A 26511-nucleotide genomic window follows, 5' to 3' on the forward strand; every position below is an offset into this window, starting at 1 on the left:
ACTTTATTGGAGGTATTACAGCTCCATTTCTTTCACTAATAGCAATAGTTTTACTCTACATAACTTACAGGTCACAAAAAGAAGAACTGTTTCAATCCAGACAACTTTTGAAAAAGCAAACAGAGACTCTTGATAAACAACAATTCGAAACAACTTTTTACAACATGTTGAACCTTCACAATGACATTGTGAACAATATTGATTTAGTAATAACAAGAAAGGTAGAATTAGAAAACAAGTATAATGGCAGCAAAAAGGTGAAAACCCAAAAAAAAGGGCGTGATTGCTTTACGACTTTTTATAAAGGGCTTAAACGAGTGTATGCACTCAATGGTGTGACAAATGAGCGCAGTAAAATGAACTCTTATTTTTGGAAATACTACAAGAGACATCAATCGGATTTAGGCCATTATTTCAGGAATCTTTATCATATTTATAAATTAATACATAATTCTAAAGTAGATAATAAAAAAGAATATGCATCACTTGTAAGAGCCCAACTTTCTTCTCACGAACTGTTAATGTTATTTTATAACGGACTTTCAGACCAAGGTGCTAAATTTAAAAAACTTATAGAAGAGTTTCAGATACTGAAGAACATGCCTTTAGAAGACCTAATTTCACCTCAGCATGAACAATTATATAGTGATTTGGCATACGGGCTTAACAATAGATTTAGACTAAAAGATACAATGGCAACAAAAGATGAGTTAAAGAATGGATTCAAAGACTATTTAAAAAAAATAGATGGAGTATTAGTTAGAGAAGTAAAGACTATCGAAAAACAAATAAATACCAATATCGGAGTTTTTGAATTAGACAAAATTGAACAAAAAATTATTAAAGAATTATACTTTGAAGGGGAGTTGCATGAAATATTTTCGCCAAAAGGTATTAAAGTTTCAGGAGTTATAGGTTTGAAAGCAACTGTACGTGAGTATAATTCAAAGGATGAAGAGTTTATGACGCGTAACTTAAAAATGCAATTTAATCAAGAAATTATAAAGTTTAATTTCATTAAAAGAGATATGGAGCTAGTTACATCTGGTGAGATTAGCCATACTTCTTTTGAATGATTCATATTGTTGAATCAATTATGCAGTTCAATTATAATGGATGAAAATAAACTTATAAATACTATGGGATTGTTAGCTGCATTTTGAAAATTTTAGACTGAGTTTAGATTACAGTCTCTAAACTATAAGACATAAGCAAGTGAAGTTAAATCCAGTATTTTTTTACTACCGTTGTTAGTAACAAAACATTTTTCTGCTTTGGCTTCCAAACTTTTTATAATCTTCGACAGATATAATAAATCTCTATTTTTTTCTACCATTACATAATGATTTGAAAGAAATTCTAGTTTGTTTTCGCCACCGTAAATTTCAAATTTATAAACATGTGGATTATTTAATTCTTTATTATACTTACTTAAAACAATAGTTTCGTAAGTCAATTCTACAATTGTTTTTTTTAAGTTAGAAATTCTCTTCAGAATAGGTTTCTCTATCATTTCAACTTTATCCCTACACTCACTATTATTCCAAAAAAACACCATTGATTTCTTAGTTTTATCTTTTGAAGATGGGTATATTATCCCTTCAACTTTTGGATTTCTTTTTTTATTAAAAGTATATTTTAGATATTCTGTAACGACTTGCGTAGGAACATAATCTCTATGTTCCCTGCCATCATGCTCTATTGGTAATGTAAAGTCTCTTACCAAATCATGTAAAAGAGTAATATTAAAAAATTCTTTACTACTAATAGCACCGAATATATTTGGAATAGCTGGCAACTTTGTAAAGTCGATAACACAAGTATCATTTTTTAACTTAAATACCCCAGTTGTAATATTTAAACCTTTCTTATTTTTCTTATCATAAATCTCCCTTATTGAAATATCATTATCAAAGGAACAATAAAACATGGATATACCAGCTGGACTAAACCTATTACTTGTTTTAGAAATATCATGAGGTGTAGAAATTAAATCTTTAAACTCTGTAACTTTTTCATTAGGTTTATTTTGGCGGCATCTGAAAACAATACTTCCTGATGGTATGATAGTAATTAGTTTAAACTTTTGAATCAAATCACCAATTATTTCTAAGGTTTTATATGAATACCTATTATCATTAGTATCATTTATATTAAATAGAAAACGTGAAGAATGTTTTATGTTATGTTTAAAGTGTTCCCATAAGTAAAAGACCTCATCCCTTTCACTACCATAATATTCATCAGTGCTAGACCAAGGAATATCATCTATACAATGAATAACATCCTCTATGACTTCATATACATCAGAGTCTAAATCGATTTTTTCAATTAATTCATTAACATTATAATTATTTGCTAAATATCCACCCTCCCTACTATTATATGGTGAAAAATTAACAGCATCAGTATAAAATTTAGATATTGAAGTCATTATATACTTCATTACTTCATCAAATTCTTCTACAAAAGAGCGTTTGTTACAGTAGTCACATGTTCCTCTAATTTTATTCTTTTTGATAAAGTCATTAATTTCTTGGTAATTAAAATGTCTATTGCATATCTTTTTATCAATAGAACCACAAATATGTAATTCTTCCATTTCAATCATATGCTGTTTTACTGCCCCCATATTAGTTCACTGGATTTTCAAAGAAGTCATTTGTTAACTTATAAGTATATACCCTCATTTCTTTTAAGATTTCTATAAAAAGTATTGATTGCTTCGATACAATATCAATATCTAAATCAATGAGTAAATCATATACTTTTTGTGGCTCATTATCATAGTGTACTAATAGGTCACGCTTACTTTTCCAATCAAACCCATCTAAACCATCTTCTAGTTTTTTTAGCATTGTGTTTATTTTTTCATATCCTTCTAAACTTTCAGGACTGTATTTTTTCATAAACTCTTTAACATTCTTACCCCAAAATGATTTATCTCTATATGTAGAATAGTGAAACAGCTTTTTAGCACCCTCATTAACTGTTATGATTAAATTCTTGGCACTGTATATCCCTTGATACTCAAATTTAGCATCTAAATAACTACCAGAAGCACACAGCGTATCTAAACATACAAGTTGAATCAAAAGTATAAATTCTTGAATTTTTAAGAATTCCTTCAGTTCATTTATAGAACTCGGTTTCTCTTTCTTTTTAAATAAATTATTAATTACTAACTGCGTGCTTTTTATTCCCGAACGCATACTTTGAGCATCTTTAGAAAAAAAAGCTATATTTTCATCCCTGATTTTTATTAATTGTTCTTTAGTACTTTCTGAGATACCTTGACCTATATAATTATTCATCGCATCAATTTAAGGTAAAATCCAAAAACAAACTAATAGTCTATTCGTCAAATAGTAATTAATTGCAATATCTAATATTAAAAACCCTTCCCAAAGCCTTTAAAATCCCCCTTAAATCTGCCCAAAATCCCCAAAACCCCCGAATCCGACCCCAAAAGACCCTCCAGACCCAACAACCCAAAATTTAAGCTTAAAACACCTACTAAATCTACAATAATTATAGTGAACTTTATTTAACTAAACACTTGGTTATTAATCAAAAAAGACTTACTTTTGTATTCCTAGAAGTGGTGATACCCTCATTTCAAGCAATTACAAATAGATACAGAATCATACTATTTTAGATACCTTTTCTAATAGTATATTTTTTAAAGATAAGTCACTCCAAACACAATAGATGATAATTAAGTAAAGCCAATAGGCTTTTTATTTTTAGATGATTTACTAGATTTTTCAATTCTGGGTATTAAGATAAAAAAAATGTAACCTCAATAATTTTTCAACATTAACAAATACAGAATGAAAACCTATTAGCTTATTTTTCTAAAGCCACAAATACAAAAAAGCCAGATAAATATAAGTAGAAAGTAATCTCTTTCATTTTTATAAACACCAAAAATTATAGACTTAGAGTAGGTCTATTTTTATTATACCTATAGTGGAATAAAAATTTCCCAAGGACTCCTATAAAGAATAAAAAATATTCCAAAAAAATATTCCATCTCAAATTGAACAACCTAATTTTTAAACTAAATCAATATGAAAACAAAATTTATAAATGCAGTAGATAGTGACAATAACCCATGCCAATACATTAGCCAAATTGCTAATTTTAAGATAGAAGACTTAGATAATACCAGTCTAAACAAAGTAACCACTGGGTCAGGATTTACCAGCTATATTTTAGAAAGTGATTTGCCTTATGTTATATGTGTACCTTTTAAAAGCTTGATTGATAATAAAATTCAATGGTGTAATCAAAAAGGTATTGAATCATTGGCTGTGTATGGTATAGATGCAGGTGGTGCTACAGATAAAGAGATTTTTGATTTTAAAGGTAAGAAGATATTTGTAACATGGGAAAGCCTTAAACGGCTTGTAAATGCTTTAGGGGATAAGGTGAAAGATTACAGAATAGCTATTGATGAAGCACATAAATTAACTGATTCTGGTGCTTTCCGTACTGATGCAATTCAAGATGTAATAGAACTACATACTAGATTCAAAGCTTTTGTTCTTGGTACAGCGACACCCATTGAAGATGATTATATGCATAGTGAATTTTTAGGGATTCAAAAGGTTCATATTAAATGGTACAATTTGAGGCAGGTGAATATTAAATATTCAGTTTATGAGCAGTCCAATTTACATAAAAGAGCAGCTATGATTGCTATAAATCATTTAACAGGTGTAACTGATGGTAATGCACATATCTTTCTAAACTCGGTGAAAGGAATAGCCAAAATCATAAAACAAATTGCTGGTTCACCATTCTTTGATAAATCCCAGATTAGGATTGTAGCTTCTAAAAGTGAAAGGAACAAAGAGATTTATAGAAGATTGAAACTACCGAATATAGAAGTAAATTCTATTAATGATGATGTTAAGAAAGTCAACTTTTATACAGCTACAGCTTGGGAAGGCTGTGATGTAATAGACAATGATGATTTAGGTAAGACATATATAATCTCAGATGGTGAGTTAGACCATACCAAAGTCAATGTATCTGTTCAACTACCTCAAATTATTGGTAGGGTAAGAACAAGTAAATTCAAACATGATATTGAATTACTCTATTCACCAAATAAGTATAATTCAAGTGTCACCAAAGAAGAATTTGAAGCTGAAATAATAAAGGAGTTTAAAGAAACCAAAGAGAAAATAGAGAACTACAAACTTAAAGTACAAAAGGTAAAAGAAATTGGATTTGATACTGATGATATTACTAAAGTGTTTAAAGAATCTGCTGAATCCAACCCATTTATACTAGAAAGAAACAATGACTTTATAGTAAATGAATTAGCTTTTAAAAATGAAATGCACAATTTTGAGACCATCCATAAAGTATATTATGTACCTACTGTGGTTCAAGATTTGAATGGGGTAAAGAAGGTAAGTAAACAATGTGCAAAAGGTGCTGACAGGCAAATAAAGCATAATGATATTACTTATAAATATGTAGCTGAAGAATCAAAAACAATAACTGGACTCGATAAGAAATTAATAACTGGCAGGGTTCTATTTTCTGATTTGTGCAAAGAATATATTGAGTTAATCCAAGAACCATTTAGTATATCAAACAGAATCAAAATCATAGAAGGAATTGAACCAATAATTAAAGAAGCTTTTGATAAACTTGGAGTTGATAAAATGAAAGCCTTAGAATATAGAAAAGGGGAATTTCAAAAAGAATTAATAAAAACAGACAGGTTAAATGACAATAGTTGGAAGGTAAGTAAACTTTTAGATTTACGTGTGGGGCAATGGGTTGCTACAGCATCTTTAAAAATTAAACTGCAAGAAGTATATGATGAATTAAAAATAAAAAAGAAAGCAAAGGCTACTGATATATCTAATTACTATAACGTACTAAGCCATAAAAAAAGAATTGATTCTGTTCCTGTAGCTGGTTTTACTATAGTTTTAGAAAAGTACTAGTAGGTAGTTAAAGCACTTACAATTTATGATAGTTTTATCACTAAATACACCTTAAAATTGACATCCTGAAAACCTAAAAAATAATTCGCCACTTGTTAAAAAATAGCTAATATAATCACCTTATTTATTAGTTTTTAGAACTGATTTTAGCTATATTTGTATTCAGTATTCTACTGTTTAAACTTAAATACACCTACTACTTTTCTATCATGAAAAAGCTTATCCATTACATCAAAAAAAACCAGAAAACCTTCCTTAGGATTCTATTAGTGCTACAGATATTGGTTTTCATACCAGTTATTATTGGCTTGTTTTCTTTACCCTTAACAGCCTATTTAAATTTCATTATTATACTAGCTGGTTATCACTACTACAGATTAATCTTAGTTACTCTTACCAAAATTGGTAGAACAATTAATTAACCACCCACTATTTAACCTTTACACTTATGATTTCTACAAACAACAACTTTAAGTATGACCTTGCAATAGGTCAACAATCAGAAAATCTATTAGCTGAAATTCTATCTGATACCACTTTGGAAGTAAAGTTTGATATGTACCCAAATGATAGATTCTTTATTGAATTAGCTTCTAAAAGATATAATTCTGATTGTGATTGTCACAGGTTACAAAAAACAGGTTTAGCTTCTAGTGAGGCTAATTACTATGCACTTTTAAAAAACAACTTTTTTATGATAGTATCTACAAAGGATTTAAAGGCTGCTATTAAAGATAAAGCTGCCAAAAATGGGGTAAAGGTTATTGATTTATTGGTAAGCGGTGGTGATGGTGAAAGAACTAAAGGAGTGCTAATGACCATACAAGAAATTACTGAATACCTAGATAATGTAAGAACCTATAAAGAATGTATAACATGCTGACAATGAAAATCAATAATGACTAGAATTAAAATCACAATTGCAAAATTTTTAGTAATACTATATCTAATCAGTTTACTTTTCACCAGCTTCACAATAGTTACTATAATCATCTTTTTCATACCTGTACTAGCAGCATTCTTTCTAAGCTATGGTTACATAGCAATTATAATTTTCAGCTGCTTACAGGGTGTAATTTACTTTTCATCTACTAAAACCAATGAACCCTAATTTAATAAACTTTGTACAAAAACTAACCATTAAAAGAAACGGCAAAAACCAAGATTCTGAAGACATATCACAAGAAGTATTCATTAACCTTATTTTAGAAGGTATTACTGAAATAGAGGGTAATGAACTACGGATAAATCATTTAATCCATTACCATTTAAATAAGCTGAATAGAACCAAAAAGAGATTCAACCAAGTAGATACTGTAGAGGCATTTGATAGATTGATTGAACCATCTACAGTAATTTGTAATACTGAATCAATAGAATCTTACTTTAATGATTTTAAAGCTGAATCATCAATTAAACCTTTAGACCTAGATTTATTTTATAGTGTCAAATTCTTAAGAATACCATACAAAGAACTATGTGAAGATAATGGCACAAACAGGAAACGAGTTAATAGAGTCTATGTAAAGTTTAAAAGTTACTTAGATGCTTTAGGGGTTAAACTGGATAGCTTTTATGATGAATAATTCTAGCTGGGGAAAAGATACTGCTTTTTATAGGCAAGCACCTTGGCTTAATTTAAGAAAAGCAAAAATAGAACAGAATCCTATTTGTGAGCTTTGTGAATCTGTAGGTATTGTTAGTGAAGGTACATTTATTGACCATATATTAAATAGGCTCATATTTCCTGAATTAGATTTAGAACCTTTAAATCTACAAACACTTTGTACCAAGTGCCATGCTCAAAAGACTGGTTTAGAAAAAAGGTTTAAATCAAAGGAGGCCTACCTGAAGGCTTTTGAAAGTGGGAGGTTGCAGTATGTTTGCCGTAAAGAAGTTAAAGAAAGACTACTAAAAATGCTAATTCTTGAAAGAATTTGATACATGACATTCTACTGCCTTTAGGGCGTTTTATCTATACTCGTTCCGTGTTGATTTGTTTTAAATTTGGTTAGAAAATCATATATTAATATAAGTGGTACTAACTCATACCCTTTATTAACTTTATTACTTATTAAAAAATTCTTTAACTCACTATCTAAATCATCCTTGAAATGGTAGTATTCATAAAATTTATTTCTAGTACTTTCATCTATTTGTTTGTACATACTATGAATAGTTTCATTATCCAAAGTATTAATATTTAATATTATTTTTAATACTTCAGTTATAAAACTTGTAAGTTTTACTCTATCTATAGTTTCAGTATTTACTGACCTTTCTAATTTACCGATATATTGAGTTTTAATGTTTATATCACTTAGTAAATCATTAATCCGATTATCTAAGCTGGATTTTTCTTTCGAATATTTTGAAACTGTACTTTCTAATGTTGTAACTTGAAGTTTTAGTTCCTCAATAGTTTTAGCTTCAGTTCTTGCAATATTATACTTTGCTTCAGCAATGGCTACTTTTTCCTTTTCAAGAAACTGATTCTCTAATCTTTTATAAAGTCTTTTTTTTCGTTTAAAAATAAACTTGTCAGGTAAAAACTCTACAATTAGAAAAAAACCATTTGATAGTATTATTGAAGCAATAGCTAAAGCAAGTGGATATAAAAGGTTTCTATAAATATCAACATAGGTATCATTAATACAACCTAGTCTAAATAGAATATCATCCGTTGAGTAAAAGAAATATGCTATTCCCTGCCAGTTCCAAATTATCCAGAAAAAGGCGAAAGTGAAAAAAAATGGATTTGATAGTCTTTCTTTAAAGAACTCGTTTAAATCTTTTAACCAAGTCATACGTTTTAGATTTTTTTCTAAAAATAGTAAAATATACTTAAAAAATAAGGGGTTAAAGTAACCCCTTATAATGCAGTAGTAACCAAATTTCCAGAATCATCTACAGATAATAACCACCTTGAATTATCTGGTGAAACTAGGACTATACCTTCTACTTTTATTTCCTCATCCCTTTTTAAATATCGTGCATCACCCCAATCCGTATCAAACTCCAAAACTCCATTAGTAGTAATTTCACCCTTTAACCCTTCACCTGTTTCTACACTTTTTACTGTTCCAACATTCCAAGACCTATCAGCATTCAAATCTTGGTCAATACCATTAATAGTTAAAGTTCTGCTATTGGGTACTAAATCCAACCTGTTTACAGCACCAAGATTTCCTGTTTTAATAGTGGTGTTTTTTTCAGCTCTATTGTATTTGAGTTTCTTGTTTATATTAATGTTAATCATATCAAAAAATTTTATTCAATCCAGTTTCTGCCCATTAACCAATGACCTTTGGCATAATTTACCCCATCGCTCCAAACCTCTAATTTATTAGGAAAAGTTGGGTACGGTCTGCCATCCCAAGTCCAAGCAAACATCATATTAGTATCAACCATCTTGTTTTGATAAACACTACTTATTGGATTGTTTGTTGAAGCATTCCAATACTCTAAAAAAGCTTCATAGTATTTTTCCTGTATCAAATCATCTCTTTCACCATTACTATACCTTGGTGCTGTAGATTCACTTGACTTTGGGTCTAAGAATTTATTAGGTTCATTAGTACCTTTATCTATTGCACTACACCCAAATTCAGTATATACAATTCTTTTACTTTGAGGTATCCAAGATGTTTGTGTACCAGGAAATTCAAAAGCCAATCTATTAAAGTGATTATTCAACCACCAATTTTTATTGTCTTTAACCCTATAATTGAAATCATCTATTGGGGTTCTAATTTGATTCTCTCTATCACTATCATTGGCATAGAAATAATCATATAATTCACCTCCCTCAATTTGAGATTTAAGATAATCAACATTATAGATACTACCCCAAACATCTTTATCTAGGTGTTCACCATCTCGCCAATCACTTAATGGAATGTAGTTATCTATTCCAATAAAGTCACAATTTGGATTCATCCATAAACTATCCAAGTGATGCAACAAATCCCCTGTGCCGTCTTGTGGTTGATACGGTGTTACTTCAGTCCAATCACTTGCATAAGTCAACTCAACACTATCACCCATTATTAACCTACAATCATCTAACAGTTTATTAAATTCAGTAACGGCTGGGAATGTAGTCCTAGCACTCCTTAACCAAGTTAAACCCCTCATTTCCGTACCTACTGCGAAGGCATCAACACCGCCAGCAATTACACAAAGATTTGCATAATGTAGAATCATTTTTCTATAACTGTCTTGTGGTGTTCCAGAATATTGAACTGTATCACCTACTATTTCAAAATCAGACACTTCACAATTACCAAAGAAATTAGATACCGCTGTGTTTACAAAACTTGTGTTATCCAATTCAGGCATAACAGATATTCTTCCCCTCCAAGGAAATATTGGTTGTTCAAACTCTCCAGTAGGTGAAGGTAAACCATTGCCTTCTTTGATATCCATCAAGATGAAAGGGTAAAATAATACCTTATAACCTTGTCTTTTCAATTCCTGAATACCTTCAATAATACTTTTATCGCTTGGTGTACCACCGTATGCCAATCCTTCAAAAGTGTTTTCATTGTCTTCACTTATAAATATTGAATCAATATCAATTAAGATATCACTAACAATTGGTGGTGTTAACCAACTATCACCAATGGACATTTGTAAATCTATTTGGGAATGAATACCACTATTAAATCTAAGTTCAACCGTAAACCATTCATCAAGTTTGGCTGTATATATTTTTTGGTCAAGTTCAACAAAACCATTACCACCCTCAACCCTTGCCCATACTGTTTGATTATCAGTATTCAATGCCTTGACATTATATTTAATAATGTAATCAGTATTGGTTGATACAGTGAAATTGGTTGCAAACTTATTGAATCCTGTATTAACATGTTGAACCCTTATTGCAGTCATTTCACCCCTTAAACCTTCTGCAAAGTTAGGTGTAAGTGTAACATTAGAATCTGCATAGTATGAACCATTATAAAATGAAGTATTAAAATATGATGGTACTTTTCCATTTTCTCTGTTATAATCACTAACAATCCAATCATTAGGAGTTGATTCACCTTCTTTATGTTCTGCCTTCGGTAGTATTTTACAAAAATCTGCTCTTAAGTCTGTACCAAACCAAGATACAATCAATGATACATATTTAGTTGCAGGAATATCTCTTTTTAGATTAGATACTGCAATTTCAAAATCACTTGTATTTGGTGAATCATCAACATTTTGATTTTGGAACTTTGAAAAATCTGAATCATCAGTATAGGTTGTAATTGTAGTACTATAAACAGATTCACCAGTACTAGGCAACATACACATACCAGTGATATAATCCTTTAACCTCCTTACATTCTGTTTAATCTCTATCAATTCAATTGAATATGTACCCTGTTTATCATTGTAATTAAACTTATGTATTGCATAATCTTTACCATCAATATTTAAACTAGACAATACATTAAATTCAGGGTTATCATATACTTTCAATTCTCCAGTAATATATTCTTGTTGGAATCCCAATTGCTCCAAAGATTGCGTTAAAAGAAAATCATAGATATCTAAATTTTCAAGCTGTAAACCACTGTAATCTCTTTTTCTCCTAACAAATGATTTAATCATAAATGGTGTACCATTACTTTTCAATAGGGAGTACTTATAATTGGATTCTTCAAGATTCAAATAAAAAAATTCTTTATCCCTATTCAGATTATAATTGAAAACATTCCTATTTGTAACCCCTTCATATCTTAATTCCTCCAAACCAATGTTATCAATTTTGACCATATCAAGTTTGGATATTATCATTTTTACCCCTTGTATTCTTATTTCATTTGAAGAAGGTAAAGCGGACTCATTTGTTACTAAATATGGATGAAAGAACCTTAAAGTAAATTCATTTACTCCCACCAAAACAGGCATATCCAATGAATAATCAAGACCGTCAATTAATGTTCCCACACTCAATAAATCAAACCCCTGACTACTATTCACTTCAATATTAACAGGTCGTGTAATATATGTTGGTGGTACATTCAAACCTTGGTTTACATTGTATTCAATCCCATTATTAATTGCTCTAATATTGTAATAGATTCTTATATCTGTATTTTCTTCAACCTGCTTAATCTTGTTTTCAAGTATTAATTTATCATTGTCAGGCAATAAATTAAAGTCCTCATCAGATATACCATAATCAATATCAAACCTTACATTGAAGCTCAACCTATAATCAAATAAATTTGAGTTTGAGGATATCACAAAAGGTATAGAATTTTCAACGTAAACATCCCTGTAATCCCTGTCAGCTCTTGGTGATGTTCTGCTTCCTTGCATATCCGCTATAGTATAAAAATAGATTTCATCATTGATAACCTCAATTGGAGTTTGGATGAAAACATAGTGATTCATTTTAACTATGTTATCAAATTTATTGGCATCTAAATAATTTGGTGCTGTATCAAAATTATGGTACACCTCCATTTTTTTAAGAGAATCCCAAAAGGTTGAAAACTTGCTTTTATTTATAAATCTATGGTTTTCATCAATTTCAAAAGATTGGTTAACATTTATAGACTCTGAATCATTTTCAAAATCTACTAGTTTTGGGTTCTTGTTAAATTCAAAATTGGTAATCAATAACCTATCAATGTATAATAGATAGGTGAAATTGAATGTACTTGCCAACCTCTCCAAGAACTCATATAAACTCAATGGGTTATCATCACTATCAAATAATGAACTTCTATTGATGTGTACCAAATCCAAAAGGTTTGAATCTACATCAGTTGTATTGGCCAAAAAGTCATTAAACAGAATATCACTTTCATTATTGATATTATGATAAAGTAACCTATTTACATTTGAATAGATTGAATATAAACTATAGACTTGATTGAAAGGTAAACCCAAATCATTTACATTATATACCTTTAATCTACTTATAGCATCATAAAATTTAAGTGTTAAAAATGGATTGTTGTTATCATCCCCTTCGCTGTATTGCTCTGCCAAAATATAGCCATTCCATAGGTTGACATTATTTCTGTAGTACTTTAAAATAAAATCATCTTCATCCTGTATCTCTTTAAAGTCATTGATTAAATCTAAGGATTCTTTCAATTCCAACTGAATGTATGAACTTTTGAAAGTTGCAAATTGATATTCATCACTAGCTTCATAAGCGTATTGAACAGGATTGGCACTACCAACCAATTCAATAATATCACCTGTATAGTTCTTTTTTAGAATATCAATGATTGTGGTGTAATTGCCCCTTGAAGTATATTCCAACCTATATTTTACATTATACATATCATTATAAATTTAAATTAATGGCTTAAAATCTATTCCTAAACCTTGCATTATTATTTAGAACACCTACCAAAGCATCACCCTGTATTTTAAATTCCACTTGATTTGCATCGCTACCTATATTCCTTTTATTGAAAAAATCACTGGAGTAATTCCCTCCGCTACCAATTGAGCCACCACCGCTATTAATGCTTGATTGTGCTTTACTTGCCAAAGCAGTCATAGCACCACCAATAGCCACCAAAGCAGCACCAGCTGCAATTGTGGTAACAGGATTGAAACCGCTTATTATTGCTTTCTGCATTATACCGTAACTGATAGCCATTGAACCCATTTGCACCAAGAATTTACCGAAAGAACCAAGTATTTTAGAACCCATTCCTTCCAAAGCACTTTTACCATTTACCAGTAAATTACCAAACCCTTCACCTATTTGTGATATTGAGCTTGATATAAAATTAGCCATTTGCATAGTCCATTGGTTTGAATAATCTATTAAAAATTGTCTTTGTTGCTCCTTCATTAACTTGTATGGTTCATTCAACTTTTGGGCAACTTTCATTGATGCGTTAAATGCTTTATCACCACTTATTTCTATTCTTTTTGCAAACTCATCACCATCAATGCCATCAAGATTAAAGTTTTGCATTTTACCACCAAAATCAATTCTTACTATATGTTCTTTTAAAGTAAGTTCCTGTAATCTTTTAGAGAACTCAATTAATGCATTAGAGTTGAAAGCCTTCTTATACTGCTTTTCCACATTGATATACTCATCACTTAGCTTTGAAACTCCATTCATTCTAAGTTCAATCATTGCAGAACTTAAAGCGTTTACCCTTGCAGTTATGTTGTCATAGGATTTACCAAGCACATCACTACTAATACCAATCTTTTTCAATTCATTGTCCAAACTGGTGACTATCTCTTTTGTCTTCTTTAATTGTTCCGCCAGCTTTTCTGCATTGGTTGTAGTTGGTGTAAATATTTTACCCTCATTGGAAATTATTTTTTGAAGCTCTGACACTAGATTATTAAGGTTACTTTCAGTTTCTTCAATTATTGGATTAGCCAATTCCAAAGCATCTTTATATTTATTAGCACTTTTTACACCTATATTCATTACTGTTTGGGTAGTGTTCCCAAAAGCTTTTACACCTTCGATAAGTGCTTCCCAATAGGTTATTTCACTTGCCATTTGAGCTTGTTTTTTATGCTCCATTTTCAAGATTTCCAAATCCAATTTTACATTGGCAATCCTTTGGTTATATAACTTTACAAGTTCCTTTCTTTCTGCTTCTGTCATCTTTGATGCACCTTTAGAAGCCTCTGTTAAGTCTTTTGTAATTGTCTCTGAATCCTGTTTAATCTTGTTTAGCTTGGTGGTAGATTCATTTAATCGGTCTGCATATTCTTTGTTTTTACCATAGTTTTTATTGAGGTATTCACCAGCCATATATAAAGCACCCAATACAGCAATAACGGCTGTAACAGGAGCAATTACTGCACTAAGCGCAACCCCAAAAGCTGTAGTAGCACCAGTAGCACCAACCATACCTACAGATAGTACTTTTAATTTTGCTATTGTAGCAACTCCCATTGTAATCAACTTACCCAATCCAAAAAGTATTGGTGGAATAGCACCAGCAAATAAGCCAAAGGTTACTATATTTTTCTGTGTAGATGCATCCAATCCAGTAAACCAATTGGTAATACTCTGTAATACGTTTGCCAATGAATCAATGGTAGGTGCTAAGTTTTCACCGATTACAATTTGAATACCTTCTAAGTTAGATTTCATCCTACGCAATGAACCACCCAAACCGCTTTCCATTTCTTCAGACATTCTTTCGGCACTACCTGTAGCATCACCCAATAAACCTTGGTATCTTCTTAATTCAGTACTTCCACTATTTAAAAGGATGTTAACCGCCTTTATACTTCTTTCTTCAAAAAGTTTACTTAAAGCATGGTCTTTACTTTGTTGGGTCATTCCTTTGGTAGCACTTTCAACATCCTGTATAATGTCAATTGCTGACCTCATAGCACCATTGGCATCATAGATTTTAATACTTTGATTACCTATTGCAATTGCCCCATCAACACTGTTCTTTGTTAAGTCCTTCAACATTGCATTCATTGCAGTACCAGCCATACTACCCTTAAAACCGTTGTTTGCCAATACAGATAATAAAGAAGCTGTATCTTCTATAGATTGTCCTGCACTAGCAAAATTTGGTGCTACATATTTAAACGCTTCACCAAGTTGTAAAACATTGGTATTGGCTTTAGCTTGTGTAGTCGCAAAAATATCTGCTACGCTAGAAGCCTTATTTGCTTCTATTGAATATGCAGACATTGTATCTGTTAGTATATCGGATGTAGTTGCTAAATCTGTACTGGATGCACTAGCCAAAGCAAGTACAGAAGATGTTGATTGTAGTATTTGGTTAGTGTTATAACCTGCCAAAGCCATGTAACCCATTGCATCAGCTACTTCACCACCGCTAAATCTTGTACTAGCTCCTAGCTGTTTTGCTTTGTTTTCCAGCTTTAAAAATTCGTCACCGGTTGCACCGGACAAAGCCTTTACCTTTAGCATTGAATCGCTAAACTGTGAGGCTGTCTGTGTACTTATTGCACCTATTGCAGTAAGTGGAGCGGTAACTTTTAAAGATAAGTCTGCACCAATAGATTGTAAGTTTGTACCGAATCTTTGGAGTGCTTTTTGGCTACTGTCTAAAGCTGAATTCAGCCTTCTATTATCAGCACCAATAAGCACGTTTAAGTAGGCTATTGTTTTTCCTGCCATTGTAAAAAAGTTTAAAAAATGAGGACTTGAATTAGTCCGCTTTGTACTTGTTCCTTAATCTTGTGGGAACTCCAAGAAGCTTTAGGTTACTTTGTATATCTATAGCTAAAAATTGTTGTTTTTGCTCCCAGTTGAATTTGTAAAGCTGGTTTGGTCTTTTGATTTTAGAGTTTTGGACTGCTACTATGTGGTAATTAATCAGCCTGTTTTCTTCCAGTTCTACCTTTAGTTTATTAAGGCTGTAGCTTTCAAATTCATCAATTACATTTATAAGCTCTCTATCCTCTAAATTCCAAAAGTCATTGGGTGTAAGCTTTATCACCCCTACACAATAGCCAAACAGTTTATAGATATCTATTGCTTTTTTTTTGGTTCATCAGTAGAATCTTCAGCAATTTCACCCAGTCCCAAAAAGTCTTTAAACAGTTGCTTGTTATCCTTAAAAAGTAATTCTGGGTCTTGTGCTTCCATAGTATCAATCAACCCATAGAAATCAACAATATCAATCGGGCAATCTTGCCTAATGTAAAAGTAACCAGCTGCTATACAGCTGTAGAGATATTCCAAAATATCTGAAGCTAATGTTGGGTTATAGCTACGTTTATTTCTGTCTTCAAAATTCTTGTAGCTGTATGATGATTTCTTAAATTCAAAGTGTCTGTCTAAAAGTTTTATTTTGTTATTCATAATAATGAGTTTGTTTATACTATTTATCATGAACCCTTTCCTTAGTGGCATTTCAATAGAAAATGCTTTAAATCACAAGTAATAATTATTAAAAATAAAAAATGCTTGTATTAAAAAATGGCACAGGTGAATATTATTAAAAACTTTAACTTATATTTTGTCATAAATCTTTCAAACGTAGAAAGTAACCCAATACTAAAAATAAAAAAATGACACTAGACAATTGGAAATCATTATACAAGATTCTTGACAAACAACTTTCGGTTTTTTCACTAGCATACCCTACTATGAGAAATGGTAAGAATCAAAAACTAAGGGAGGAGGCAGGAAAAAAAGTAAACAATAGCATAGATGTTAGTAGTAGCTGGATTAGAAAGTATCCTGAGGCATTTAAACTCTTAACTGGAGAAGGTGATAGAAGTGATTATGGAAGAATGATAATTTGGGATGAATTCATTAAACCAAATTACTTTGAAGGAGATATGACCGATTTTTTAGAAAAAATACAAAAAAAAATAGAATCATTAGAAATGGAAAATAATGACAACGAATAATTATTAACAAAAAAAGGTGCATCTCTGCACCTTTTAAATACCTTATACAGAAACAGTGGTGATTGTCAAACCGCCTGTTCCTTGGATTTCAGCAGAATAACTTACTGCTTCATTCTTACTGGCATCAATTGTAATACTCAATATGTACCCAGAACCTTCATATACTTTTTGTGTAGCTACATTGTAACCAAACCTAAAATCTACTTTAGTTCCTGCCATTAAATCAGATACTTTTTCATCTACAGCACTATCTGCTCTTTGAATACCTTCTACACTAAAGGTATAAGTGTATTCACCTGCACCATCAAATTCTTTACAGAAATTGCCTACAGCATCTACACTGTCTTTTGTTGTTATTTCTATAGCATCTTTAGAGATTGAAAAGCTAGAACTTACCTCACCGCCAAAGGCATCGAATGAAGTTCCATTATCCACATAAAGTGCTACAAAGTTTCCTATTGATTGACTCATTATTATTGTTGTTTAAAAATTAAATTGTTGTTCTTAAAAAATTGAAATCATTACTTTTTGTAATGCGCTATGATGCTTACAGTCTTATTATATAGCTGGGCATCATTCTTATAATCTTCTTTGATGGTTAAAAAATCAAAATCACAAAGGATGGATTCACTCGTAAAAGTGACTGCTTCAAAGCAGTTCCTTACCAAATCTACCAAGGTTGCTATTTGGGCAAATCCATCTGAAAAAATATCTATGTCTATCAAATATGTATCATGTACAGACTTTTCATTTTTTCCTGAATTAGGTTCAATATTGGTAGATATATATGTGATAAAAGGAACTTGTTTGCCTTGTGCTGCCCTCAATGGAAATATATTGTCACTTACAATACCAGCTATATCTGAATCACTACTTAAAATTGAAAAAATTATTTCCTCTACTTTCATTTTATATATTATTAAGTGCCTGCTTAATTTCGCTGGTGAAAGTATCTATTGCGCTTTGCTTACTACTTTCATACCCTCTATTGAAAAAGTCATTGGCTGGCATCTTTCCAGTATGCTTTACTGTAAAAGTTTGACCTGTAGAGATTGTAATGATACTGGGCTTGTTTAATTGCCTTTCATCAGTACCAAATTCCACTAAATGTGCATGGGGTGCAATCTTTCTATCAGCTCCAACCCTTAACAATGCACCACCTTTAGAACCTCTGCTGTTATCATTGAATACCTTTATTGACCGCTTTAAATTACCACTGTCTATAGGGGCATTTTGCTTTACACTATTCTTTATCTTGTTTCCAGCTTTTCGCAAAGCTTTCTTTATTGCTGCTATTCCAGTTTTGGTCTGGACTTTTTTAAGTTTCTTAATAAGGTCTGCATCACCCCTTAAATCAATACCTTGGTACAAGCTCATTAAAACCTATCTTTAGTATAAGTAATCAGCTGTAAGCCTTCTTTATATCCAATCTCTTTAATTCCTTCTATTTGGTAAATGGTATCAGTATCAATATCAACCAACCTCATTTTTTCAGTCAAACCTTCTATAAAATAAATGGTGAAAACTGTACTTACAATTGCTGTAAGCTGGTTTGCCTGAAATGATTCTTTATTTACTTTATCGTATTTTTCAGCAAACACTGATTCAAATTCTACCCATTCAATGACTTCTTCACCATAAGTATTTTTTGTTGTTGACTCTTGTTCAATCTTTAGCATTCTATCAAAATTCCCTATGTTCATAGCTTAAACTGTTATGTATTTTGTATAGGGTCTTAAAAGTCTCATTACTGTATCTGTATTGAAAACACTTCTGCCAATTACTATTTCCTGTCTATTGTGAAACAAATCAGCCAAAAGTAATAAAGCACCCTGTTTAAAGGCTGTAGGAATTACTGGGTAATCAGTGGATATTGAATATTCAATTTCTACAGAATCAAAGTCTGTATTATCGTTTATTGATACAGTTTTACCTTTTAAAGTAAAGCTATCGGCTTCACCCACCAATACACCTTCAAAATAAAGCCTTACAGTGTTCACAGATTCAATATTATAATCACCTAAATAATATAGACCATTCTTTAGTGAACTCAATCTAAGTTCTTTGCCCGTTATAGTCCTGTCAATTGCTTCTTCAACCATTTGAGACACTACAGGAATTAATGAAGTTATATAATCATCTTCCCGATTGTGCAAAATCCTAAGATGCTTTTTAGCTTCAGCCAGTGTAATTAAATTGCTGTCTTCTATATTTATTACTGTAGTACCCATATTTTTATTTATTTGATTTAACTTTTGCTTTCGGCTTTGATTCCAAAACCTCAATATCATTGTAAAGCTTAATTGCTTTCAATTGTGCATCACTCACATCATGTATTGAGTTTTTTAAATATCCTGAATTGGCAAAAGGCTTAATTATTCTTATTTTATTCATCCCTTTAGTAAGTTTTATTCCTTATCTTATTTATCAATTGCAGCATTCATTGTGGCAGGTAAATAAAAAAAGGATGTACTTAGAAAAGCACACCCTTTATATTTTCATTTATATTATTGCTTATTAGGCTACAATATCCTTTGCTACTGATTTACCTTCAAAATGGGTATCTTTCAAATCAAAGTAAGAACCTAGATTCAATACCGTTTGACCTGTAGCACTTGCTGTATATGGGTCAACTAGTATTTCTACTGCACCCCAACCACAAACAATAGCACTGGAGAAATCACCAAAAGCCATAGCTGATAAACCAGTACCTGAACCTTTGGTAAGATTTGCAGGAACTCTATTTGATACCACATATTCAATACCATCAATCAAACCATTTTCCAACATGAATTTATCAGAACCAGAAGCTTTAGGCAATGCTTTTAATGCACTCCATATATCATAATTGATAAGATACTTTGCAGCGGCTAAATCAGCTTCAGCTTTACCAGCCAATTCTACAAACTCTTGTACTTTGGCAACTGTCAAAGCTGCTCCATCAGTACCCATTACTACTCCCTGTGTATCAGCAGAAGCCAATAGGTTTTCAATGTACTTTTCATCTAGTGCCTTTTGGATTGATTTTTCAATCTCTTTTCTTAAATAAGATTCAACACTACCTGAAGTTTGTCTAAGCAATTGGTTAGAAACCACCATTCTAGTAGCCAACCTGTTTGGACTTAAAGCAATTACACCTATGTTATGGTCTGAAGCACTTACTGCTCCGTTCTCAGATTCCCATGTAGAAACCACTTTACCACCTTTAGGCATGTTTACATTACCAACTAATCCAAGCATTTTGGTAGCACCCAATTTATCAAGCAATGAACCTTCAAATAAAGATTCTATGATACCAGTAGTTTCAGTTGCTACTGTATTTCCACCTTTGGCACCTGAATCACCAGTTACACTAAATGCCCTTGCATAATCGGAAGGGATATATGCAGCATTGCTGTTAATAGCTACCCCTGCATCTCTTAGCTCTTTTTCACCCTGTGCCTGTGCTTCTGCAAATACACCTTCTACCTTACCTTTTCTTACTGCTTCAATATGCCCCAATAGGGAATACTTTTCTTTAACAGTAGAATGTACGGCAGGTGCATTGTTTGCCATTCTTAATTTATAATTTTCCTCTTTTTCTGCATTTTCTATCTGTAAATCCAGATTTCTAATTTCTGTATCTAAAGCATCAAAAGAAACCTTTTCAGTTTCATTAAAATCTCTGGCTTCAGCATTTTTAGTATCAATCAAAGTACCCATTGATACAAGTTTTTGATTTCTTAGTTGTTTTAATTCGTTGCTTTTCATTATTGTTGTTTAAAAAATGATTATTGTAAAATAGGTAATTGACCTATATTTTAATTATTAAAAAGTCTTGTGCTTGTGGCACTTATTTCTTCAGTAAGTGAAACTTATAGGTATAATCTTCACCTGTACTTTTTTCTTTACCTGTAGATTCATTTAAAGGCTTATCTAATTCCTTTTTTACTTCTTCAAAGCTTCTTACCATACTAGTAGTATTGTCATAAGCTGGGTTTGTAACTGGTGATACATCTGATATTTTCTTGAACTGTGTTATATATCTATAATATTCATTGCCTACTTTTTCCCACCTTTCGCCGCTGCCATCACTGGGTAAAAAGAATGCAAAAGATGATTTGGATATATTACCCTTTTTCATGTTTAAATATAAATCCTTTATATAGCTGATTTCTTCATCTACCTCAAACCTATATTTTAAACCAGTTGAATCTACCTCCAAACTTAAAGTATCTACTTCCTTATTCTTTCTTGCAAGTACATACATATTGGAATGGTTGAACAATGCTACAACATCAGATAAATCTGTATTGTCATTTATTGAATCAGATTCAACAACCTCCCGAAATCCACCTAAATCTTTTGATTCACTATTGAATTTTAAAGCATAGCCTTCTATGAATTTCTTACCATCTTCTTCAATAGTTCTAAATTCAATACCTTCTATATTTCTGATTTCTTTATTCATTTGTTTTTAATTTATAAGTAAAAAGCTTTTCAGTAACTGTCTTTACAGAACCTGAATTTTCGGTATTGGATAAAGAGTTTTTAATGTCTTTACTCCATACACATTGAAAGTCTTTTGGTGCTGAATACTCACTTACATAAACAGTATTTCCATCTTTAGTAATATTCCTAACCCAGTTCCAAAAACTGTCACTGTCAAAACTTTTTTGATATCCTGTAGTACCTCTATATGGTGGGTCACAATAAACAATACTGTTTTCAGGTATGGGTAATTCTGTAAAATCTACTGCTTTGAACTCTATCCCCTTTAAATATTCAACCTGCTTTAAAGTATTTCTACTTTTTTCATCTTGATAGTCTCTAACCTTTCCATTCTTATCTTTTACCTTTCCAGCATATCCACCAAAAAACTTACCTCGATAACTGCAAACATATCCAACCCAACCCACTAAAAAATGACTGTAACTGTCTTTGTTAATCCTTACATCATTATATAAATCCCTGCTTATAAAAGGTGGTTTCCAATCATTATAAACCAATTCATTCCACATGGCAATAAGATAAGGGCAAATATCATTTGCAATCCTTTTGCCATCTACTTTATCAATCATATTCATACCACCAGCAAAAGGTTCTATATAAAATTGATTGTCTTTTCTATTCTCTAGTATGATACTTAAAATATCTTTTGCAATTCGGGATTTAGAACCCATATATACCATGTAAAAAAATCAAAAAGTTTAAAAAATTGTATTATTCGTTATTAGCTTTACTATAATCCAGCGCTACTTTTGAATCGTAAAAATCTTTGATTAAGCTGGATGGTATTAAGTTGGCTTGTATATAGGTTTCACCATCTACTTCAATATCCATATCTTCCAGCTCTCTTATTTCTGTAGGACTGATTGCACCTAAATAGAATAAGGATTTATAAAATTCAGCTCTTGAATGACTGTCACCCCTTAAAAGTGATTCAATAGAACCTTTGAAATATTGCCCTTCTTTGATTTCAGTCCTTCCCAAAAGCTTATGCTTCATTTCTGCCTCCATCATATAAATGATTGGTGCTAATGTTCTCTTATAAAAATCTAATTGTTGCCCCTCAATGGAATTGTAGTTACTAGGTACTTCACTGGCTACTATATAGATTGGAACGTTTAAAATCCTAGCTATTTCTGCAACCTGTATATTTCTAGTCTCTATTAATTTGATTTGTTCTGGACTGAATGAAACAGGTTTAAAATCAAACCCAACATCTAAAACCAATAAGGATTTAGAATTGGAACCAGTATAGTTAGCCTGTATAGATTCCCTGAATTCTTTCTTTTGGTTTTCGTTTAATTTATGGGTAGATGTAACAACACCTTTTATATTGCTGCCATCACCTTCAAATGTCCTTTTGGTAAAGCGAGTAGATGAAAGTGTGATACCCAAAGTTTCTGCAAAAATTGAAAGTGGGTCTAAACCAAAAGCACCAACACCACTATTTTTAAAAACCAATAAATCATCATTATGAACAGGGATATTATTCACCATGTAGTAAAGTTCATTATCTACTATCTTAGCTTCAGTTACCCTATCATAGTCAATAGGTATCAGTGATTCAATTACACCAGTACCATTGTTTCTTTTGATGTGGGCAAATGCAGTACCCCTAAATAGCATATTGTTCAACATGCTTCTTTTAAAATCGTACGCTGTTTGAAAACTGTTTGGCTTTTCTTTCACCAAAAAACTTAAATCTGAATTTAGGGCTTCGTTTCCCTTCCTTAGTTTAAATGGAATAGATGCAATTGAATTGGCAATGCTGTTTACTCCTGTAGTATAGGCTGTAATTCCTTTTATGCTTGTATCAGTTACTATTACTTCATTACTAAAAGCGTTTACTGAATACATGTCTGTTTTCAGTACAGTTTTAAAAGTTGTGAATAATGAATTGAAATTATCAAATAATGCCATAGTCTATTTATTAAAAAAATGAAGGGGTGTGAATACCCATTAAAAAATTTTACCACCGTTAAAAAATCACCCCTTCATTTAATTATCTGAAGCAATACATATAGTGGCACAAAAATCTATTTAGTCTTTTGAGTTGATAAACTCACCTATCTTTCTTTTTAGCTTTTTAAGAATCGAAGCATTCAACAAACCCAATTCTGAAAGGTTTTCAGCAATGGAAATAGTATTTTGGGCTACAAACACAGCATAAAATATACCATACAAAGGTGTAAATACTATAGAATGGATAGCTGCAAAATTCAATATTGTAAGTAATAGCAAAGCAGCAAACAGGGTTAATAAAAACCTTGGGAATTTCTTTGATATCAGTACTTTGGATGCTATTTCTTCAGGTACTGGTAAACCTTTGTTTTTATACCTACTTGCTTTTAAAGAATAATAGATAGCCTTGGCTATACCTGTTAAAAAGTCAACTGCATATAAGAATATGAGAAACCATATACCCCCAACACTTTGAAAAAGAAAGGTGAATACAGTATTTATAAAAAGAACAACTGGCATTACATACTTTAGATATAAAGCTGTATCACAGTGTTTAAATATGGCTTTTATCAATTCGCCAATAGTTGTATATCCGAACATTTTAAAAAATTTAAATCATTATAAAACCAGTACCTGTATATTCTTCTTCATCTTGGATTTCCAAAGAGTTTAGATATTGCCCTACATTCATTATTAAAGCTATGGCACTATCTATTTTATCACTCGACTTGCCTTTGATTGGCTTGATGTTTTCATGGTTATCCTGCATGATTTTTACATTGGATATGCACCAAGACAATACTTTATTATCATTGTGTGAAATACTCTTTTCCAAAACCATACCTTCAAAGTATTTGGTAGCAGGCGAAAAGTTTTTGAAGTTTTGATTGAATTCTACCAGTTCACAATCAACTATTTTAGAAATCTCTTGATTCATGTAGTTGGATAGAAACCTATCATAGGTTATTTGTTTGACCTTATATTTAGAATTGATTTCTTCTATCTTTTCCAATACAAAGTCAAAATCTGTGGTTTTATTGATTGTTAAAAAAAGATTGTTCTTTGGGTCTTCACTCCAGTTTAAAAACACCCTGCCAGCACTGATATTTTGCTTTTCTACAGCTGAATCATAAGGTAAAAAGTTATAAGAAATTGTTCTAAATCTTTTCCTTTTGTCAGTTGGTGGAAATAGTAGATTTATGGAAGTCAAATCCTTATTGCTTGATAAATCATAGCTCATAAAACATTCTTCACCATCCAATTCTGAATCATCATAATCCTCTATACATTCATTCCATTGTACAGATTTTATAAAAGAGGTGTGTGAATCTACCCATAAATTCAAGTGAAGCTGTTTGAAAGCCTCTAGCTGTGTGGGTATGTTTTTAGCTTTACTGGCTGCATTTAAAAGATAATCTAAACTTACACCAACCCCTAAACTAGGATTAGCCATTTTTAAATTTTCTATATCATCAATTTCTAATTCTGGATTACCCTCAAATACAAAAGGTAAAAATGAATCATCATTAATCACCCCTTCTATTAGCTTTTTGGAATAATCATATAGCTCATAACAGATATGGTTTTTGTTGCTCCCTGCTGTAGTGATAGACATTACTATAGGCTGTACCCTTGCACCTACAGAAGTTGAAAGTACTTGGTAAAGCTCATCATTGGGATGGGCATGCAATTCGTCTATCAGTGCGAAATGGGTATTGAAACCATGCTTTGTTTTGGCATCAGAACTGATTACTTTAAAAAATGAATTGGTTTTGGAGTACCGTACACTATTCATTAAAGGCTTCAAAGCTTGTCTAAATTTTGGTTCTTTATCAATCATAGCTTTCAATACATCAAAAGCCAATCTTGCCTGCTCCCTGTCTGCTCCAGCGAAGTAACACTGGCTGAATTCTTCACCATCTAAAAGTAGTACATATAAACTAACAGCTACACTAAATACAGTCTTACCATTCTTTCTAGGAATGAATAAAAAAACTTGATTGAACTTTCTAAATCCATCTGTTATTTTTTTCCAACCAAACAGATTAGATACAAATTCTTTTTGCCAATCTAAAAGTAAAAGCGGTTGACCTGCCTTTTTACCATCTACTATTTTGCAGAACTTTTCAATAAATGTTACTGCCTGCTTAGCTTCTAAATCATCAAAGTAATATTTGGTTAAATCAATCTTTGAAAAGTCGATTGTGTAATGCTTCATGTAAAAAAATGGTATGCCTCATAGCTTAAAAATTAAAATCATTATCATCTACCTGTGAAGCTGGTTTGAATTCTACTTTGCTTCTTGATGCTGGAGTACAGCCAAATTCTTTAAGCATTAATGTGATATCCTTAAAGAGTTGTCTTTTATAAGAAAGTAAAGGATGTGGTTTCTGTACTATAGCATTTCTGTTATTGTAATCTTCTATTACCAAACCTTCCTTTTCAATAGTTTTAGAAACCTTAATGTATTCACCGTATGCATCAGCCAATAAAGTAATAGCTGGTGCATCTAATGTGGTTAACAAGCCATAGCCATTCAACCCCAGTTCCCCAACCAGTATATCAAAAGCTTTCTTGGATTCACCCTTTATAAAAGTAGGTGGTGAAATAGATTCTACCTTATCAAATTCTACATCTTTGTTTTTATCTCTGTGCGCTCTGTAAGTGCCTTGCTGTTTCTTTATTTCCTGTGGTATCATTGTCTAAAAAGCTTAATTTCCTACTAGTTTAATAGGGTTAT

General features: G+C 31.5%; 27 protein-coding genes. 6 read left to right on the forward strand and 21 right to left on the reverse strand.

Translation table 11 applies throughout. The features are described 5' to 3' along the window. A partial coding sequence (locus MM239_RS17245; RefSeq protein ID WP_241349493.1) for a putative phage abortive infection protein occupies positions 1–1076 on the forward strand: 1076 nt, incomplete at its 5' end. A gap of 122 nt (positions 1077–1198) precedes the next feature. Here the strand turns inward: MM239_RS17245 and MM239_RS17250 are convergent. Beyond that, positions 1199–2632 (reverse strand): HEPN-associated N-terminal domain-containing protein, encoded by a 1434-nt coding sequence (locus tag MM239_RS17250; RefSeq protein WP_241349494.1) that lies wholly within the window; start codon positions 2630–2632, stop codon positions 1199–1201. Position 2633: 1 nt separating this feature from the next. Further along, a complete protein-coding gene (locus MM239_RS17255) occupies positions 2634–3314 on the reverse strand; it encodes a hypothetical protein (RefSeq protein WP_241349495.1) in 681 nt (226 codons plus the stop codon). A gap of 759 nt (positions 3315–4073) precedes the next feature. On the opposite strand from MM239_RS17255, the gene MM239_RS17260 reads away from it, so the two are divergent. The 4 genes from MM239_RS17260 (at position 4074) to MM239_RS17275 (ending at position 7913) form a co-directional block, all read left to right on the forward strand. After that, on the forward strand, positions 4074–5972 hold the full coding sequence (locus MM239_RS17260; protein WP_241349496.1) for a DEAD/DEAH box helicase family protein: 1899 nt from the start codon (positions 4074–4076) through the stop codon (positions 5970–5972). Positions 5973–6420: 448 nt separating this feature from the next. Then, positions 6421–6855: a hypothetical protein gene (locus tag MM239_RS17265; protein ID WP_241349497.1), complete on the forward strand. Its 435-nt coding sequence runs from the start codon at positions 6421–6423 to the stop codon at positions 6853–6855. A gap of 217 nt (positions 6856–7072) precedes the next feature. Beyond that, positions 7073–7558 carry a hypothetical protein gene (locus MM239_RS17270; RefSeq protein WP_241349498.1) on the forward strand — a complete coding sequence of 162 codons (486 nt, stop codon included), beginning with the start codon at positions 7073–7075 and terminating at the stop codon, positions 7556–7558. After that, positions 7548–7913, forward strand: coding sequence for an HNH endonuclease (locus tag MM239_RS17275; RefSeq protein WP_241349499.1), 366 nt, complete (start codon positions 7548–7550; stop codon positions 7911–7913). The genes MM239_RS17270 and MM239_RS17275 overlap by 11 nt, the downstream gene beginning before the upstream one ends. A gap of 20 nt (positions 7914–7933) precedes the next feature. On the opposite strand, the gene MM239_RS17280 is transcribed toward MM239_RS17275, so the two are convergent. The 6 genes from MM239_RS17280 to MM239_RS17305 all read right to left on the reverse strand — a co-directional run bounded on the left by MM239_RS17280 (position 7934) and on the right by MM239_RS17305 (position 16767). Next, positions 7934–8779: a hypothetical protein gene (locus tag MM239_RS17280; protein WP_241349500.1), complete on the reverse strand. Its 846-nt coding sequence runs from the start codon at positions 8777–8779 to the stop codon at positions 7934–7936. A 65-nt stretch (positions 8780–8844) separates the two neighbouring features. After that, positions 8845–9231 (reverse strand): hypothetical protein, encoded by a 387-nt coding sequence (locus MM239_RS17285; protein WP_241349501.1) that lies wholly within the window; start codon positions 9229–9231, stop codon positions 8845–8847. Between the two features lie 11 nt (positions 9232–9242). Continuing rightward, positions 9243–12650: a baseplate megatron protein TIM-barrel domain-containing protein gene (locus MM239_RS17290; protein ID WP_241349502.1), complete on the reverse strand. Its 3408-nt coding sequence runs from the start codon at positions 12648–12650 to the stop codon at positions 9243–9245. Between the two features lie 643 nt (positions 12651–13293). After that, positions 13294–16080, reverse strand: coding sequence for a phage tail tape measure protein (locus tag MM239_RS17295; RefSeq protein ID WP_241349503.1), 2787 nt, complete (start codon positions 16078–16080; stop codon positions 13294–13296). 31 nt (positions 16081–16111) lie between these two features. Further along, positions 16112–16402 carry a hypothetical protein gene (locus MM239_RS17300; protein ID WP_241349504.1) on the reverse strand — a complete coding sequence of 97 codons (291 nt, stop codon included), beginning with the start codon at positions 16400–16402 and terminating at the stop codon, positions 16112–16114. A gap of 32 nt (positions 16403–16434) precedes the next feature. Next, positions 16435–16767 carry a hypothetical protein gene (locus MM239_RS17305; protein WP_241349505.1) on the reverse strand — a complete coding sequence of 111 codons (333 nt, stop codon included), beginning with the start codon at positions 16765–16767 and terminating at the stop codon, positions 16435–16437. 209 nt (positions 16768–16976) lie between these two features. Here MM239_RS17305 and MM239_RS17310 point away from each other — a divergent pair, with 209 nt between their 5' ends. Beyond that, on the forward strand, positions 16977–17321 hold the full coding sequence (locus MM239_RS17310; RefSeq protein ID WP_241349506.1) for a hypothetical protein: 345 nt from the start codon (positions 16977–16979) through the stop codon (positions 17319–17321). Positions 17322–17363: 42 nt separating this feature from the next. On the opposite strand, the gene MM239_RS17315 is transcribed toward MM239_RS17310, so the two are convergent. From MM239_RS17315 to MM239_RS17375, 13 genes are all read right to left on the reverse strand, one after another. Continuing rightward, positions 17364–17792: a phage tail tube protein gene (locus MM239_RS17315; RefSeq protein ID WP_241349507.1), complete on the reverse strand. Its 429-nt coding sequence runs from the start codon at positions 17790–17792 to the stop codon at positions 17364–17366. A gap of 50 nt (positions 17793–17842) precedes the next feature. After that, positions 17843–18229 (reverse strand): tail completion protein gp17, encoded by a 387-nt coding sequence (gene gp17 / locus MM239_RS17320; RefSeq protein WP_241349508.1) that lies wholly within the window; start codon positions 18227–18229, stop codon positions 17843–17845. A gap of 1 nt (position 18230) precedes the next feature. Beyond that, entirely contained in the window at positions 18231–18698 is a 468-nt protein-coding gene (locus MM239_RS17325; protein WP_241349509.1) for an HK97-gp10 family putative phage morphogenesis protein, read from the reverse strand. Continuing rightward, positions 18698–19024 carry a phage head closure protein gene (locus tag MM239_RS17330; RefSeq protein ID WP_449495062.1) on the reverse strand — a complete coding sequence of 109 codons (327 nt, stop codon included), beginning with the start codon at positions 19022–19024 and terminating at the stop codon, positions 18698–18700. Before MM239_RS17330 ends, MM239_RS17325 begins: the two co-directional genes overlap by 1 nt. A gap of 3 nt (positions 19025–19027) precedes the next feature. Further along, a complete protein-coding gene (locus MM239_RS17335) occupies positions 19028–19552 on the reverse strand; it encodes a head-tail connector protein (RefSeq protein ID WP_241349511.1) in 525 nt (174 codons plus the stop codon). A gap of 4 nt (positions 19553–19556) precedes the next feature. After that, on the reverse strand, positions 19557–19715 hold the full coding sequence (locus MM239_RS17340) for a hypothetical protein (RefSeq protein ID WP_241349512.1): 159 nt from the start codon (positions 19713–19715) through the stop codon (positions 19557–19559). A 123-nt stretch (positions 19716–19838) separates the two neighbouring features. Continuing rightward, complete coding sequence (locus MM239_RS17345; RefSeq protein WP_241349513.1) at positions 19839–21071, reverse strand: phage major capsid protein; 1233 nt, start codon at positions 21069–21071, stop codon at positions 19839–19841. Positions 21072–21153: 82 nt separating this feature from the next. Further along, a complete protein-coding gene (locus MM239_RS17350) occupies positions 21154–21771 on the reverse strand; it encodes an HK97 family phage prohead protease (RefSeq protein WP_241349514.1) in 618 nt (205 codons plus the stop codon). Continuing rightward, entirely contained in the window at positions 21764–22483 is a 720-nt protein-coding gene (locus MM239_RS17355; RefSeq protein ID WP_241349515.1) for a DNA adenine methylase, read from the reverse strand. Before MM239_RS17355 ends, MM239_RS17350 begins: the two co-directional genes overlap by 8 nt. A 40-nt stretch (positions 22484–22523) precedes the next feature. Beyond that, the gene (locus MM239_RS17360; protein ID WP_241349516.1) at positions 22524–23729 is read right to left on the reverse strand and encodes a phage portal protein; all 1206 of its coding nucleotides are present in this window, start codon (positions 23727–23729) and stop codon (positions 22524–22526) included. A gap of 120 nt (positions 23730–23849) precedes the next feature. Next, positions 23850–24371 carry a phage holin family protein gene (locus MM239_RS17365; protein ID WP_241349517.1) on the reverse strand — a complete coding sequence of 174 codons (522 nt, stop codon included), beginning with the start codon at positions 24369–24371 and terminating at the stop codon, positions 23850–23852. Between the two features lie 10 nt (positions 24372–24381). Beyond that, positions 24382–25989, reverse strand: a complete 1608-nt coding sequence (locus MM239_RS17370; protein ID WP_241349518.1) for a terminase large subunit — start codon at positions 25987–25989, stop codon at positions 24382–24384. A gap of 25 nt (positions 25990–26014) precedes the next feature. Beyond that, complete coding sequence (locus MM239_RS17375) at positions 26015–26470, reverse strand: phage terminase small subunit P27 family (protein WP_241349519.1); 456 nt, start codon at positions 26468–26470, stop codon at positions 26015–26017. Between the last annotated feature and the right edge of the window lie 41 nt (positions 26471–26511).

It is taken from the genome of Belliella filtrata (genome assembly GCF_022549775.1).
GTDB classification, from domain to species: Bacteria; Bacteroidota; Bacteroidia; order Cytophagales; family Cyclobacteriaceae; genus Belliella; species Belliella filtrata.

Bases quoted from the DNA above. Each gene is read 5' to 3' on its own strand.
- MM239_RS17250 (WP_241349494.1), bottom strand. From the start codon at position 2,632: ATGGGGGCAGTAAAACAGCATATGATTGAAATGGAAGAATTACATATT.
- MM239_RS17255 (WP_241349495.1), bottom strand. From the start codon at position 3,314: ATGAATAATTATATAGGTCAAGGTATCTCAGAAAGTACTAAAGAACAA.
- MM239_RS17260 (WP_241349496.1), top strand. From the start codon at position 4,074: ATGAAAACAAAATTTATAAATGCAGTAGATAGTGACAATAACCCATGC.
- MM239_RS17265 (WP_241349497.1), top strand. From the start codon at position 6,421: ATGATTTCTACAAACAACAACTTTAAGTATGACCTTGCAATAGGTCAA.
- MM239_RS17270 (WP_241349498.1), top strand. From the start codon at position 7,073: ATGAACCCTAATTTAATAAACTTTGTACAAAAACTAACCATTAAAAGA.
- MM239_RS17275 (WP_241349499.1), top strand. From the start codon at position 7,548: ATGATGAATAATTCTAGCTGGGGAAAAGATACTGCTTTTTATAGGCAA.
- MM239_RS17280 (WP_241349500.1), bottom strand. From the start codon at position 8,779: ATGACTTGGTTAAAAGATTTAAACGAGTTCTTTAAAGAAAGACTATCA.
- MM239_RS17285 (WP_241349501.1), bottom strand. From the start codon at position 9,231: ATGATTAACATTAATATAAACAAGAAACTCAAATACAATAGAGCTGAA.
- MM239_RS17295 (WP_241349503.1), bottom strand. From the start codon at position 16,080: ATGGCAGGAAAAACAATAGCCTACTTAAACGTGCTTATTGGTGCTGAT.
- MM239_RS17305 (WP_241349505.1), bottom strand. From the start codon at position 16,767: ATGAATAACAAAATAAAACTTTTAGACAGACACTTTGAATTTAAGAAA.
- MM239_RS17310 (WP_241349506.1), top strand. From the start codon at position 16,977: ATGACACTAGACAATTGGAAATCATTATACAAGATTCTTGACAAACAA.
- MM239_RS17315 (WP_241349507.1), bottom strand. From the start codon at position 17,792: ATGAGTCAATCAATAGGAAACTTTGTAGCACTTTATGTGGATAATGGA.
- gp17 (WP_241349508.1), bottom strand. From the start codon at position 18,229: ATGAAAGTAGAGGAAATAATTTTTTCAATTTTAAGTAGTGATTCAGAT.
- MM239_RS17325 (WP_241349509.1), bottom strand. From the start codon at position 18,698: ATGAGCTTGTACCAAGGTATTGATTTAAGGGGTGATGCAGACCTTATT.
- MM239_RS17330 (WP_449495062.1), bottom strand. From the start codon at position 19,024: ATGAACATAGGGAATTTTGATAGAATGCTAAAGATTGAACAAGAGTCA.
- MM239_RS17335 (WP_241349511.1), bottom strand. From the start codon at position 19,552: ATGGGTACTACAGTAATAAATATAGAAGACAGCAATTTAATTACACTG.
- MM239_RS17340 (WP_241349512.1), bottom strand. From the start codon at position 19,715: ATGAATAAAATAAGAATAATTAAGCCTTTTGCCAATTCAGGATATTTA.
- MM239_RS17345 (WP_241349513.1), bottom strand. From the start codon at position 21,071: ATGAAAAGCAACGAATTAAAACAACTAAGAAATCAAAAACTTGTATCA.
- MM239_RS17350 (WP_241349514.1), bottom strand. From the start codon at position 21,771: ATGAATAAAGAAATCAGAAATATAGAAGGTATTGAATTTAGAACTATT.
- MM239_RS17355 (WP_241349515.1), bottom strand. From the start codon at position 22,483: ATGGGTTCTAAATCCCGAATTGCAAAAGATATTTTAAGTATCATACTA.
- MM239_RS17360 (WP_241349516.1), bottom strand. From the start codon at position 23,729: ATGGCATTATTTGATAATTTCAATTCATTATTCACAACTTTTAAAACT.
- MM239_RS17365 (WP_241349517.1), bottom strand. From the start codon at position 24,371: ATGTTCGGATATACAACTATTGGCGAATTGATAAAAGCCATATTTAAA.
- MM239_RS17370 (WP_241349518.1), bottom strand. From the start codon at position 25,989: ATGAAGCATTACACAATCGACTTTTCAAAGATTGATTTAACCAAATAT.
- MM239_RS17375 (WP_241349519.1), bottom strand. From the start codon at position 26,470: ATGATACCACAGGAAATAAAGAAACAGCAAGGCACTTACAGAGCGCAC.